The organism is Borreliella japonica (genome assembly GCF_900099615.1).
Lineage (GTDB): Bacteria > Spirochaetota > Spirochaetia > Borreliales > Borreliaceae > Borreliella > Borreliella japonica.
This window is the reverse complement of sequence record NZ_FMTE01000002.1, coordinates 375,799-389,978: the sequence shown is the minus strand read 5'-3', so window position 1 is coordinate 389,978 and position 14,180 is coordinate 375,799. Positions and strand designations below refer to the sequence as shown.

At 27.5% G+C, this 14,180-nt stretch carries 7 protein-coding genes; all 7 read left to right on the top strand.

From position 1 onward, the window contains the following. Positions 1-77: 77 nt before the first annotated feature. The 7 genes from der (at position 78) to trxB (ending at position 14,142) form a co-directional block, all read left to right on the top strand. The gene (der, locus tag BLO14_RS01730) at positions 78-1,379 is read left to right on the top strand and encodes a ribosome biogenesis GTPase Der (protein ID WP_091972106.1); all 1,302 of its coding nucleotides are present in this window, start codon (positions 78-80) and stop codon (positions 1,377-1,379) included. Beyond that, positions 1,376-2,638, top strand: a complete 1,263-nt coding sequence (locus tag BLO14_RS01725) for a hypothetical protein (RefSeq protein ID WP_091972104.1) — start codon at positions 1,376-1,378, stop codon at positions 2,636-2,638. The genes der and BLO14_RS01725 overlap by 4 nt, the downstream gene beginning before the upstream one ends. Next, positions 2,635-3,321, top strand: a complete 687-nt coding sequence (locus tag BLO14_RS01720) for an HAD family hydrolase (RefSeq protein ID WP_091972103.1) — start codon at positions 2,635-2,637, stop codon at positions 3,319-3,321. The genes BLO14_RS01725 and BLO14_RS01720 overlap by 4 nt, the downstream gene beginning before the upstream one ends. A gap of 19 nt (positions 3,322-3,340) precedes the next feature. Further along, positions 3,341-9,829, top strand: a complete 6,489-nt coding sequence (locus BLO14_RS01715) for a SpiroCoCo family coiled-coil protein (protein WP_091972101.1) — start codon at positions 3,341-3,343, stop codon at positions 9,827-9,829. A gap of 11 nt (positions 9,830-9,840) precedes the next feature. Next, a complete protein-coding gene (gene pheS, locus BLO14_RS01710) occupies positions 9,841-11,403 on the top strand; it encodes a phenylalanine--tRNA ligase subunit alpha (protein WP_091972099.1) in 1,563 nt (520 codons plus the stop codon). Beyond that, a complete protein-coding gene (gene pheT, locus BLO14_RS01705) occupies positions 11,391-13,091 on the top strand; it encodes a phenylalanine--tRNA ligase subunit beta (protein ID WP_091972097.1) in 1,701 nt (566 codons plus the stop codon). The genes pheS and pheT overlap by 13 nt, the downstream gene beginning before the upstream one ends. 70 nt (positions 13,092-13,161) lie before the next feature. After that, entirely contained in the window at positions 13,162-14,142 is a 981-nt protein-coding gene (gene trxB, locus BLO14_RS01700; RefSeq protein WP_091972095.1) for a thioredoxin-disulfide reductase, read from the top strand. Positions 14,143-14,180 lie beyond the last annotated feature (38 nt).

Sequence of the window (14,180 nt, the reverse complement as noted above, 5' to 3'; positions counted from 1 at the left end):
TCATGTGCAATTGGCATAAATACTAATATTTGATATTATAATGGAAATATCGGAATAAATAAAGAGGTGTATTTGCTTTGTTTAATTATAAAAAGGTTCTTATTGTTGGTAGACCAAATGTTGGAAAATCTGCTTTATTTAATCGAATTTTAAATAGAAAAAGAAGTATCACTGAGAGTACTTACGGTGTTACTAGAGACTTAGTTGAAGAGGTTTGTAAGGTTGGTTCTTTTAATTTTAAATTAATTGATACTGGTGGATTTACGATCTTAAAAGATGAGATTAGTAAAATTGTTGTACAAAAAGTTTTAAGCTCTTTGGAAAAAGTTGATTTAATTTTATTAGTTTTAGATGTTAATGAAATTTTACTTGAAGATTATCAGGTTATTGAAAAACTGAGAAAATATAGTAGTAAGGTAATTTTAGTTTTAAACAAAGTAGATACTAAAGATAAGGAATTTTTAGCTCATAAATTTCATAATTTAGGGTTTAAGCGCTATTTCCTAGTTAGTGCAGTTCATTGTCGAGGCATTACTAAGCTTAGAGATTTTTTAAAAGTAGAAGTTGGTGAAGCTAATATTGAGGATGAAGTTAATATTAGAGTTGGGATTATAGGTAAGCCCAACTCAGGCAAGTCCACTCTTATTAATTATTTATCTGGAAATGAAATTTCCATTGTTTCAGATCAACCTGGTACTACTAGAGATTTTATTAAAACTAAATTAACCAGAAATGGGAAAGTTTTTGAGATTATTGATACAGCTGGGATAAGGCGAAGAGCAAGAGTAAATGAAATTGTTGAATATTATTCTGTTAACAGGGCCTTAAAAGTAATTGATATGGTGGATATTGTTTTTTTGTTGATTGATGTTAAAGAGGAATTAACTTCTCAGGATAAAAAGATTGCCCATTATGTTGTTAAAAAAGGGAAAGGAATTATTATTGTGTTTAGTAAATGGGATCTTGTGGGAGAATCTAAAGGTTATTTTGAAACCTTAAAGAGTCGCGTGAATTTTTTTTTCCCTGTTTTAAGTTTTGCTCCCATATTTAAAATCTCTGTTCATAAAAAGATAGGTTTAGATTCTCTTTTTAAAGAAGCTTTTAAGTTAAAAAATCAGCTTGAGCTTAAAACCAGTACTCCAGATCTAAATAAAATGTTAAATTTATGGATTAAAGATTATCATTTAAATATTTCTCATAAAATAAAATATATTACACAAGTTAGTACTAATCCTGTCAAGTTTATTCTTTTTGCAAATAAAATAAAGAATTTTCCGAATTCTTACTATAATTATTTACTAAATAATTTACGTAAAATTGGATATAAAAATATTCCAATTTTAGTAGAATTGAGGGAAAAAATAAGAGATTTAAAGTGAAATATATATTTTTATTCTTAATAATTAAGAGTCTAAATCTTTTTGCACTTGATGAGAGTTTTTTTTATGATTTTGATATAAGGACTAAGTATTTAAAATATTTTAATTCGAGCTATGTGCAAAAAAAAATAAGTCCAATTAAGCATTTTATTACAGAAAATTATTACATTGAAGTTTCAAGTGTAGTTTCTTCTGAGTATGTTTACTATTCTTTTTTTAATAAAAGAAAGAATGTGGATTATATTTTTCCAGGGTCTTATGTGATTAAAGTAGGCAAAGATGGTATTGAACAGATAAAAATATTTTTTATAAACAGAGGGGATACGTTTATTAGAATAAAGTCTGCAAAATTTTCTTCTAGTGCTGATTTTTATTTAGTAAATACTTTAATTTATAAAGATGTTAAATTGCCTTTTAAGATTGAAGACATTGCAGTAATTTCCCTTAGAAATATAATAAATTATATTTCTAAGGTTATTGATTTTAGATATTTTATTCCTGAATATTTTGATATTTATAAAAATATTTTTAATATGGTAATTGGTTTAAGAAAGGCTCTTGCATTTTTTCCCATTGCTGAGGTTGTTGATGGCGCAATGGATGAGTATGGCAAAATGGTGCATATAAAAACTGGCTTGTTGCAAAAGGATCCTGTGGGATTTAATTGTTCAGGATTTGTTAAATGGGTGGCGGATTCGATTTATAAATCAATGACGGGACGACTTTTAAGAATTAATGACCTTAAGCTTAGACATATTGGTGTTAGAGGTGGTGTTTTTACTAAAAACTACGAATTTAATAAGGATCCTTTTTTTGGCCTTGATTGGATTCGTAATATTGCCTATAGGATAAATAATATTAATATGGATTTAAATTTATCTAAAATTAAGGAAAATGATGTCAATAATATTAAGTTTTTCGATTATATTGACAATCGTGGCTATAAAATTGAAAATTTAGAGTTTATATTATACAGTCTGGCTTTAGATGAGCCTGGATATATTTATTTTGGATCTATTAGCACAGGTGTTAGCAATTCATCAAGTATGATGCTTCATAAACATGTTGTTTTATTTCTTCCATTTCTTGATGAAAATAGAATTTTTAGAGTTTCTGTTAACGAGGTTAATGCTGAAACTTCAATAAAGTCTCTTCAAAAAAGATATCCAAAATCTTATATTCATTTAGTTAGAGTTAAGATTCCTGAAAATTTACCGATAGTATTTATACCTATAAAGGCAAATAATCAATCGTCATGATTAAAGCTGTAATATTTGATTTAGATGGCACCTTGTATCCTGAAGTGGATAGAAATAAATTAATGTTTTTTGAATTTTTAACTAATGTCAAGTTTTTCTTGGCCTTTAAACAAATTAGGAAAAAAATACGAGTTTTACAAAACAATCAATTTTCACCTTCAAATAGGAATGAATTGTTTTCTATTCAGGTTGCAATGCTTTCTCAACATTTAAATCTTGATGAGAATCGGTGTGCTTTTTTATTAAATAAAATATATTATAGTCAGAGTTTTAGCAATAAGTTTAAGAAGCTAAAACCATATCTTGGAGTTCAAGATTTAATCTATTGGCTTAAATTTAGGGGAATAAAATTAGGTGTAATGTCAGACTTTCCTATTTTAGGTCGTGTCAAAAATTTACTGGGCATTCAAGACAGTTTTTGGGATATTCTTTATTCTTCAGAAGATACTGGATATTTAAAGCCACATAAAGCGCCTTTTTTAAAAGTTATTGAGGATTTGAATTTAAGTAGTGATAATATTTTGTATGTAGGGAATTCTTATGAATATGACATTTTAGGGGCTAAAAATGTTTCAATGAAAACAGCTTTTTTTTCAAAAAAGAATATAAATTGCAAGGAGATGATTGATTTTATTTTTCATGATTATAAAGATTTGAGAGAATATATACGTTTGAATATATAGAATATGGGTAAAATATTTTATGATAGATTTTGCGACTATTTTAGTTAACCTTTTTCTGGTTTCAATAGTTTTGTTTGTTTATAGGCAATATGACAAACGTTCTAGAGCGTTAGATAAAATTAAAAAGTTCATAGATCTTGCAAAGGTTAATCTTGAAGATTTTATTGAAGATAAGACAAAAGAGATTAATGATCTTGCTGTTGATATGGAAGCTTATCAAAGATCTAGTATAGAAATAATAAAAAAGATTGACGAAGTTCAGCAAAAGATTAAAAACAAAAGCAATGATTTTGCAGAGGTTGAAAAAAAGATAGCTTATCATGATTCGATGCTTAAAGATCTTGATGAAATGACCTTTAAAGTTCAAGAGAATATACAAAGATTGCAAGTTGATGGGAAGATAGTAGATAAACTTTCAAAAACTTTAAAAGGATTTAATACTCAAATTGATTTTGTTGAATCAAATTTGAATTCAGTGTTAGAAAAATTTGACAAAGCCAATAAAGAAAATCTTGAGTCTATTAAAATTGCTAGTTGGGAAAAATTTGATACTAATATTAAGAATCTTGTTTTTAAAATGGATAATTTGAATAAAGAGATTAATCTTTATTCAAAAGATTTAGAAAATATTGAAGAGAGAAAAAAGGATATTTTAGTTAAGGGTAATGAGAAATTAGATTTAGAATTTAACAATTTTCTTGAAAAAGTTGAATTTAATATTGGTAAATATAGTAAAGAAATAGAAAGTTCTTTTCATTTTTATGAAGACAAATATAAGTTAATAGAAGATTCTATAGAGCTTATTATGGAAAGCGTAAAGAATAAGATTAATGAGAAAGAAGATTTTATTTTAAATAGACTAAATGAAGAATTACAGAATAAGTTTAAGGATATCTTTACATACGTTGATGATCGTTCTAAGGGAATTCAAGATAAACTTGAGGATAAATTGGTTTTGGTGGACGATGAAATTTCTTCCATGAGTTCTTCTTTCAAGGACAATGTTTATTCAAGAATTAATTCGCTTGAGGAGTCAATACGAATAGAGATGGGAAAGTATGAGGAGCAGGTTGATGATGTTTTTGATAAATTTAGATCTCAAGTTGGATTGAATCTTAAAAATATTTATGAGGATTATGAAGATAAAATAAGTCAAGTTGATGAAAGTATAAGAGAAAGGGTAGAGCTTAGTTTATTAGATTTGAATTCTAAAATGGAAAGCGTTCAGGCAGGTACTATTGATTTAATGAAGAAGCTTGAAGATGATTCTAATGGATTGTATCTTGAATTTAAAAATAAGTTTGGTTTAGATATTGAAGTATTTAGTGAAAGTTTTAAAAATGATATTAATCAACTTAAAATGCAATCAGAATCTCAACTTTTAGATGTTGATTCAAATATTCAAGATAAGCTTATTAAGCTTAATGATAATTTGATTTCTAAATTTGAAGAAATTGATGGCAAGTTTAATAATAAATATTCAAATTTAAGTGATAATATAAATGCCAAGTACACGGCTCTTTTTGAATCTTTAGATTCAAAAAGTTTTAAATTCGAGGATCAAATAGAATCTAAATATAAAGGCCTTGCAGATAAATTAACAGCGAAAATGGATGAGTTTTCTTTAATTTATGGTGAAAAATTTGACACACTCTCTCAAGAGGTAATTAATAATTATCAAGAATTTCAAGATTTAAATAAAAAATTAGAAAATGAAATTGGATCTTTGTGTAATGTGTTTGAAAAAAAACAAGAAATTTTAAAGCGAGATTTTGACACTAGTTTAGTTGGCATTAAAGATGAAATTGGTAAAAATATAGTAGAGTTTAAGGATCGTTATTACGATGAGGTAAATATTTTTGTTAGTCAGCTAAAAGAAAATAAGCTTCAATATTCAAAGTGGCAAAGTGAAATGGATTCTAATTTAAAAAATATTGAATCTCAAATAAATAAAACAAATGAAGAATTTTTAAGTTTAATTCAGATTCAAAAAGACAAGGGAATAGAGCTTAGTGAGAGTGTTTTTAATGATCTTTCAGATCATATTCAAAAAAAAGCTATTGATATGCATGGTAGTTGGAAAGATGAGCTTATTGCCTTAAATAAATCGTTACTTGATATTAAGATTTCTAGTGAAGAATTACTTTCATCTGCTAGTTTAAAAATAGAAAATCTAGAAAAAGATGTTAACGATAGAATGGAATATGTTTTGTTAAAAACAGGTGATATTGAAAGTTTAGTGATAGAAAAATATAAAGAATTAAAAGATATGTCATACTCACAAAGTAATGAGGCTGTATTAGAAATTAAAGAATTTATTAATAGGCAAACAGAAATAATTAAAGATAAAAGTTTATTTATGCTTGAGGATTTGAACAAGAAATTTGATGATAAGAATACTTTTGTTATAAGCAAGATTGAAGAATGTGATTACAAATTAAAAGATTTCAAGATTGAATCAGAAGATATTTTAAATAATTTTAAATCTGATCTTAATGAATTTATTGAATCAAAACTACAAATTGTCTCTAATATAAAATCGGATAATCAAAAGCAAATTGATGATTTTTTAGATAGAATTTCTAAAGATATTTTAAGCAGGAAAGATTCAATTAACAATGAAGTAGACAGCAAGCTTAGTGATTGGCAAGGTAAATTGAACGAAATAACCGTTAAAATTGAGAATTTATTGTCTTCGGGCAAAGTGGATCTAGATTTAATAGATTCTGAGGTGACTACAAAAATCAAGGAGCTTAAATTTTCTATAGAAAGTCTTGAGAGTTATTATCTTGAGAAAATAGATGAGTTTAGGAATCAGGGTACTATATATTCTGATGAGCTTTTACAGGATATAATGAACCATTTTAATAAAGAGACTAGAGAACTTGAGGAAAATTTGTCAAAAAAGTTTGCTGTAGTTTTAAATAATTCAGAGGAATTTGTTAAAGAAGTTGATAGTTTGTTGCAGGATAAAAGAACCGATATTGCTTCTTTTCAGGCTAATATAGATATTACTCTTGATTCTCTTAGTGTAAAGTTTAATGATATAAACAAAGAAATTAATGAAAAATATAATGAGGTGATATCTAATTATAGAGGGTATTCAGAAAATATTTCTAGCAAACTTGAAAATGAAATAATGCATGAGATTGAAAATTTAAATAGAAGATTAACAGACAGAATGGATAGTCTTAGCAAGGGTATGGATGAAAATCTTCAAAAACTTAAAGAATCTTTTGATGTGTCAAAATATCAAGTTGAAAAATTTGAATTGAAAGTTAAAGATCTAACAGATGATGGAGAGACAAAAATTACTGAGTTTATTAAAGAAATTGAACAGTATTATAAATCTAGATTGGAGGAAGCAATTGACTATAGGAGAACGATTGACAGTGATATTATGCAGGCAAAAGAGAGATTTGGAGAGATAACAAATGATCTTAAAAATAATATTGAGAGTAAATCTGAGTTTTTAAATGATCTTTATAAGGAAAGATTTAAGCTTATTGAGAGTAATTTTGAAGAGAGATATTCTACGTTTTTAATTGAAAGTGAGGGGGCTATTTCAAAAATTAGAGATGAAATCTATAAAACACTTACAATCAATGATGAAAATTTGCAGATTAAGATTTCTGAAATGGATCATAATTTTGAGATGATAGAGCAAAGATCAAAAGATATTTTAGATTTTGAAAAAGAATTGCGAGATAAAATTAAAGATTGTTACGGTTTTGTAAATTCTCAATTTGGAGAGATTAAGGTAAGTGTTGAAGAAAATATAAAAGATCATTTTGAGGTTTGTATAAAAAAAGTAAATACTTTAATTAATGATGACATTGTGAAGTATGAAAATGAAATTCATAAAAGAATTGATTCTTTAGAATCAATTGAAAATACTTTTGATAGCATAGAGAAAAATTTGAATGCCAAAGTGAATGAATGTATTGATAAAATATCTAATGATTTTAATCTTAAATACATTGAACTTGAAGAAAGGTGCAATGAAGGGCAATTGGATTTGGAGAATAAAATTGACAACAAAATTAAAGCCATTGATAATTTAGCTTTAAGTCAATATGATAGTCTTGAGAAGAAGTATGCTGATATGTACAATGAGTTTTTAGAGAGATTGAATTCTTATATTGCAACTTTAAGTGAGGAGTTTAAGCATTCAAATAAGGAGATGATTTTTGAACTTGAATCTCAACTGAAAAATCTTAAAAATCTTGAATCTGATTTAAATAATGTTGAAAAGGATGTTATTAGATTAAAAGAAGAGTCTTATCAAAATGTTTCATCGCATCTTAAACTATTAGAAGAAGATTTTTTTAAAGATTTGAAAATTAGAGGCGAAGAGCTTAAATATTCTTTGGAAAACTTTATTGCTTCTTATAATGATAAAATTCAAAATTTAGAATATGATTTATCTAAAAATTTGGAAAACAAAACAGAACTTATTCAAAGCTTTCGAGTAGATATTGAAGAAAAAATGAAAAATGATAAAGAAAATTTTTATTTGGATTTTACTAAAGAATTTTTTTCTAAAAAAAAAGATATGGAGAGTGAGATAGCTTTAATGGAAACCAATATTACCGGGAGAGTAGATGAATTTATTGATTTTGTAAATAATAGGCAAAACATTATTGATTCTTGGTTTTTAAATATTAAAGATGATGTAAAAAATTGGCAAGAACAATCTTATAGTACAATAGAAGAGAGAATAAATCTTGCTGAGATTGGAATTAGATCGTTTGAGAATGATATTCTTAATCTTAAGGTTGGTTTAGAATCCTTTAAAGATGGTTTTGAGATTAGGGCTGAAGAGATTTTTGGCAATTTGCAAAGTGAGGCTAAAAAAATTGAACAATCAGTTCATCTTGACTTTAAAAATATTGGTAATTCATTAAATCTTAAGGTTTTAGATCTTGAAAAATTTGTTGATTTTAAAGTAGAAAAGATAGATGAAAGGGTTAATAAAAAAACCGAAGACATCTTAGTTCAAGCAGAAGTGAAATTTTTAACTCAGCAAAAGAATCTTGAAGATAGGATTTTTGAGCTTAATCAAAAGTTGGAGCATGAATTTACAACTTTGTCTTCTACTCTTGATAAAGTAAGGCGAGAAATGGTTGATGTGATTTCTAGTGATAAGGAAAGCTTTGAGGGTCAAATTGAATTAATGCATAAAAATATTTCAGAATTTTCTGAAAAAATTAGTTTATATAGAAATAATATTGAGACATCAATTGAGAATGAATATAATTCGTTTTCTAAGTCTATAAAATCAGAGTTTGATTTACTTGAGGATGAGCTTAAAAAAAGTTTAAAACATTCAACATTAGAGATTGAAACCGTAAAGAATAACTTGCAAGAACAAATTGATAAATTTGAGGTTGAATTCAAGAAAAATCATAAAGAATTATTGAGAGAGGTTGATGCTAATGTTTTAGAACTTGAATCTAAAGTATTAAATTGTGATAATAAATTTAATAAATTTATTAGCGACATTAAAGACAATTTGGTTGAATATAAGTTTGATTTGAGAAAAGAATTTGAAGATAGTTATGATAAAATAAATTTTCAAATTGAAAATTTTAAAAAACTGGATGCCGAGCTTGAAAAAAATAATTCAATATTTTTGGAGGCTTATTCTCTTAAGGACAAGTTGGAAAAATTATGGAAAACTTTAAAAAATGAGATAGATCTTGCTCAGGAATATAAAAGTAATTTTGAAAACGTTAACAAAGAATTTTATAATATTCAAAAAGAAACATTAGGCATTATTGAAACTTTTAATGAGTTAAAGTTAGAACAAGAATCTATTAAAGCTGTTAAGAATGATTTTAATAGATTTTTTGAATTTTACTCTTCATTTGATAGTAGATATAAGAGTTTAATCGAATCTTATGATGAAATGCAAATTTATAAAGCTAAAATAAAAGAGATATCTGATGAGCAGAGAAGTATTCTTGATAATTATGAAAGAATTAGCAATAAAGATAGTATATTAAAGAGCACTATAGAGTCCATTGATAAAAACTTTGATTTAATAAATGAAGTAGAGAAAAGATTTAATACTTTGAGTAAAGAGAGTTCTAAGTTTAAAGACAATCTCAAAGATATGGAAAATGTTGTTTCTAATCTTTTATCAAATAAAGGATTGTCAGAAGAAGTGTTTATTAATGCTCAGAATTTAAAGGTAATGCTCTTAGATATTGAAAATAGATTGAAAAATACTTTAACTATGAGAGAGAAGGTAGTAAAATCTGAGACAAGGTTAGAGAATTTAAATATTGCAGCAGAAGAAAGAATAAAAACTCTTGGCATTCTTGTTAAAACAGATTCTAAGTATCAAGATAATATTGGTCTTAATAATGAAACTGTTAGGAATTCTGTAATCAAATTAATGAGGCAAGGATGGAGTGCTGAAGAGATTTCTAGAGCTACTAAGTTATCTATTGGTGAAGTTGAGCTTATTTTAGAGCTTGGCATAAGTAACAAGGGTGATTAAAGGTTATATTTATGAAGGCAGATTTAAATTTAATAAAAACATTACATCCTCTTGAGATAAAGGTAATTTTAAATAATGAAGAAGGGGATAATATTTCTGCTTCAATTATTATTGAAAAATTAGGGTTTAATGAAGGTCAAGCAAATAAAACGATTGAATGGTTGAGTTCCAAAAAGATTATTGAAGAAATTTATAGGAAATTAAATGTATTTTATAAAGCAACAGAAAGAGGCCTTAGCGTTTTAAAAGCTGGATTTGTTGAGGAAAAAATAATAAATCTAGTATCTCAAAAGGCAGTGTTGGCTTCAAATTTAGCCTTAGAGCTTGATCTTGATGTTAAAGAAGTGAGAAAAGCATTTGGCAATTTATTAAAAGAGGGTATTATTTCTCTTGGTTTAAATAATCAGATTATTATAAATTGTTTAGACGGCTTGGAGGCTAATTATCAAAAAATACGTGTCTTGTTAGAAAGAGCAAAAAGTGCCGATCTTCTTAGAGAAAGCTTGACAACCGAAGAACTTTTATTAATATCAAATTTTGCTAAGAAAAAAGGAGCAGATTCTGTATTTTTTAAAATAATAGAAAAACTTGATTTAAGGTTTAGATTATCTGGTTTTGGGTTGGAAGTGAAAAATTTTTTAATGAAAAGTAAATTAACAGGAGATGAGCTTACTAAGCTTACTCCCGAAATTTTAAAAAATAAAACGTATGAGAATAAAAAATTTAGAGCTTACAATATTCATATTCCATCAGCTAAAACTTTTATTGGGCGGTTTAATTCTTATTTAGATTATATTTCTAAAATTAAAGACAAATTAGTAGGTCTTGGTTTTCAAGAGTTTGATGGTCCTTTAGTAGAAACAGAATTTTTCAACAACGATGCTCTTTTTATGCCTCAGTTTCATCCATCTCGTGACATTAAGGATGCCTATTACATTTCAGATCCCAGTATTCAAAAATCTTTGCCCGAACCTTATTTTTCTAATGTAAAATCAGTCCATGAAGCAGGATATTCAACAGGCTCAAGAGGTTGGAGATATAGCTTTAGCGAAGATCTTTCCAAGAGATTGGTTTTAAGAACTCAGGGCACCGTTCTTTCTGCAAAACAATTAATTAATGCCAAAAATCCAAGCAGGTATTTTGGAGTTATTAGATGTTTTAGATATGATCAAGTAGACGCAACTCACGGAGTTGATTTTTATCAAACTGAGGGGATTGTTATTGAGGATAGTGTTAGCATTAAAACTTTACTAGGCCTTCTTGAAATTTTTGCTAAAGAGCTTGCAGGCGCTACAGAAGTTAAATATGTTCCTGCATATTTTCCCTTTACCGAACCTTCGATTGAAATGCATATAAAACATCCTGTTCTTGGATGGTTTGAACTTGGAGGAAGTGGAATTTTTAGACCAGAAGTTACAAAGCCTTTAGGTATTGATCTTCCTGTTATTGCTTGGGGGATTGGAATAGATAGAATGGCTTTAATGCACTTGGGTTTAAATGATTTGAGAGATCTTTTTACTTATGATATTGGTGATGTTATTTTAAGGCGAGGAAAGATAAAATGCCAAAGGTAGAAATTTACAAAAATCTTTTTTTAGATAAAATAGGAAAAAATTTTACAAATTTAGAGATTTCAGAATTACTCGAACCATTTAAAGCGGAATTTGATGGGTTTGATGAAAGTTCAGGAAAAATCAAAATAGAATTTAATGATACAAATAGACCAGATTTGTGGTCTTATACCGGACTTGCGCGTCAAATAAAAACCTATTTTTTTGGAGAAATGCCCTGTTATGATTTTTTTTCAAAAAAAGGAGATTTTAAAAAGTTCTATGGTGAAATTTTAGTCGATACTAAAATGTCTCAAATTAGACCGTTTATTTTTGGATTTTTAGCAAAAGGATTGATTGCCAATGATAGAATGCTTGAGGCACTAATTCAATTTCAAGAAAAACTTTGTCAAAGTTATGGTCAAAAGAGAAAAAGAGTTGCAATGGGGATGTATAATTCTAATTTTATTGAATTTCCAATAAGTTATGTTGCTTCATCTCCTAATCATAAGTTTGTTCCCTTGGGAATGGATTGTGAGCTTTCTCTTTTAGAAATAAATGAAAAGCATCCCAAAGGATTGGAATATTCTTACATTATTAAAAATTTTGATAAGTATCCGCTATTATTAGATTGTAATAATAACGTAGTCTCTTACCCCCCAATAATTAATTCTAAGAATATTGGATCTTTAAAGGTTGGTGATACTGATTTATTTGTTGAGGTTACGGGTGTTGATTTTGAAGCAGCTTTGTTAGCGTTGTCTGTAGTAGCTTGTGATTTTTATGATATGGGTTTTGAAATTTTGCCTGTAAAAACTGTGTTTAGAGAGCCTTTCGGTTTAGATTTTGAAGAATTAGTATGCCCTTATTATTTTCAAGAGGAAGTAGAGTTTAATGTGAAAAATGTCAATAGACTGCTTGGAAGCAATTTAACATTAGAACGTATTTGCCTTAGTTTAAAAAAAATGGGAGTAAATTCTTATTCTAGGGATTTTAAAAATTATATTATTCCGCCTTTTTATAGAAACGACTTTCTTCATGAGGTTGACATAATTGAAGATGTAATGATAGGGGAAGGTCTTGCAAGTTTTTATCCAGAGCTTCCTAAGGCCTTTGCAGTGGGGAGGCTTAGCGATTTAGAAGAGTTTTCAAGAGATGTTAGAAATTTAATGGTGGGTATGGGATTTCAAGAGATGATTTATAATTACATGGGCTCTAAGAAAGATTTTATTGATAGAATGAATATTGATGATCAAAATTTTTTAAAAGTATCTAATCCAATGACAGAGAATTATGAATATATTAGGGCATCAATAATTCCTAATTTATTAAAATCAGAAAGTGTTAGTTCTAATTTTCCTTATCCGCATAAAATTTTTGAGGTTGGTAAAGTAGCTTTAAAGAATTTGGATACTATTGAAGGAACAAGTACTTTTACTAATTTAGCTTTTTTAATGGCTGGTAAAGAAATTTCTTTTAATGAAATTAATTCAATTGTTGCAACGCTTTTTTATTATTTAAATATTGAGATTAATTTAAGAGAATCAAAAACCACTTTTTATATTAATGGTAGGGGGGCGGATATTTTGATTGAAGGCTTTAATATAGGTAGTTTTGGGGAAATTTCGCCTTATGTTTTAAATAATTTTGGCATTCTTGTTCCATGTTCTGTTTTTGAAGTTAATGTCAATAAACTTATGAGTCGATTTTAAGTATTTAATATTGATTTTAGCAATGCTAAGATTTGTATTAAAATCTTTAAGAGAGGCTTGAAGTTTAGATATGTTAGAATTCGAAACCATTGATGTAAATCTGACCAAAAGAAAAAAATTATCTCAAAAAGAGATAGAATTTATTGAAGATGTGATAATTGTAGGATCTGGTCCTGCTGGATTAACGGCTGGGATTTATTCTGTTATGAGTAATTATAAGGCTACTATTTTAGAAGGTCCTGAACCCGGAGGACAGCTTACCACAACCACAGAAGTTTATAATTATCCCGGCTTTAAGAATGGAATAAGTGGCAGAGATTTGATGTTGAATATGAGAGAGCAAGTAGTAAATCTTGGAGCTAAAACTTTTTCCGAAACTGTTTTTTCTATAAAAAGAGAAAATAGCATTTTTTACCTTTATACAGAAAATTATATTTATAAAAGTAGAGCTGTTATTATTGCTGTGGGATCAAAACCCAAAAAACTTGAAACTCTTAAAAATTCAGATTTATTTTGGAATAGGGGTATTTCGGTTTGTGCTATTTGTGATGGACATCTTTTTAAAGGGAAAAGGGTTGCAGTAATTGGTGGAGGGAATACTTCTCTTTCAGAATCAATTTATTTAAGCAGATTAGCGGATAAGGTTTATATTATTGTAAGGAAAGATTATCTTAGAGCTATTGCTATGTTAAGAGATAGTGTTGCAAAGTTGCCGAATATTGAAATTTTGTATAATTCAGAAGCCATAGAAGTAAATGGCAAATCTTTTGTTTCTTTGGTTAAAATTTTTAATAAAAAAGATAATGTTGTTCATGAATTGGAAGTAAATGCTGTATTTATGGCTGTTGGCTATAAGCCGAATACAGAATTTTTAAAAGGATTTTTGGATTTAGATGAAGAAGGGTTTATTGTAACTAAAGATGTTGTTAAAACAAGTGTTGAAGGTGTTTTTTCGTGTGGAGATGTTAGTAATAAACTTTATGCTCAGGCCATTACTGCCGCTGCTGAAGGGTTTATTGCGTCTGTTGAGTTGGGAAATTTTTTAAAATAGTTTATTTAGATGTTTTTTTGCTTTTAAATAAAGTTTTT